The following is an 852-nucleotide window of genomic DNA, read 5'->3' on the forward strand; positions in this document are numbered from 1 at the left end:
GACCAATTGGTTGTACGATAGATTTTAGGTGTGGGCTTATTCATTTGAGAATTATATTGTGGAATAAGCCTTTAGAGATAGGTTTGTGCAACAAAGCCAAGCAGTACTAAAGAATATAGCGCTAATAAAAATATCACTTGACCTTAAACTAAACTTTAAGCTTATAGTTGATCATGGATGAATACAGAGAAGAACGATCATGGCTATACCTCAAGCGATGAACAATCGCGTAATACAAAGTTTATTGGTTCTCATTGCATCATTATTCAGCATGCCTTTTGCTTATGCATCTACTGAAAATAATAGCAATCTATCAGCTACACCGATTAAAGGTAAGATTTTAGTAGTAATGACAAACCATGCGAAATACCCATCACGAGAGGATACAACAGGACTTTGGGTAACTGAGCTAACTCATTTTTATGATGTTGCGCGCCAAGCTGGTTATGAAATGGATTTCATTAGTCCAAAAGGCGGAGTCGTTCCTCTCGATGAACGCAGCCAAAAATGGATTTATATGGATAAAGAAGCACGTGCACATTTGGCAGATAAAGCATTTATGTCACGACTAAATCATACGATGAAACCTAGTGATGTAAAGGCATCTAATTATAAAGCGATTTATTTTACAGGTGGCCATGGTGTGATGTGGGATTTTCCAAATAACCCAGAGTTAACTATGTTGAGTGAACAAATTTATCGTCAAGGTGGAGTTGTTTCAGCTGTATGTCATGGTGTTGCGGGATTACTTGCATTGAAAGATGAACAAGGTCAACCATTAATTGCAAATGGCTTTGTTGCACAAACCTATCTCTAAAGGCTTACTCCACAATATAATTCTCAAATGAATAA

Annotated in this window: 1 pseudogene; it reads left to right on the top strand. The window is 36.9% G+C overall.

Annotation, left to right across the window (positions count from 1 at the left end):
* Window positions 1-271 precede the first annotated feature (271 nt).
* Window positions 272-787 (top strand): annotated as a pseudogene (locus tag PTT44_RS00300) (type 1 glutamine amidotransferase domain-containing protein); the annotation flags it as partial.
* Window positions 788-852: the final 65 nt, after the last annotated feature.

This window comes from Acinetobacter sp. Gutcm_16, assembly GCF_028649355.1.
GTDB classification, from domain to species: Bacteria; Pseudomonadota; Gammaproteobacteria; order Pseudomonadales; family Moraxellaceae; genus Acinetobacter; species Acinetobacter johnsonii.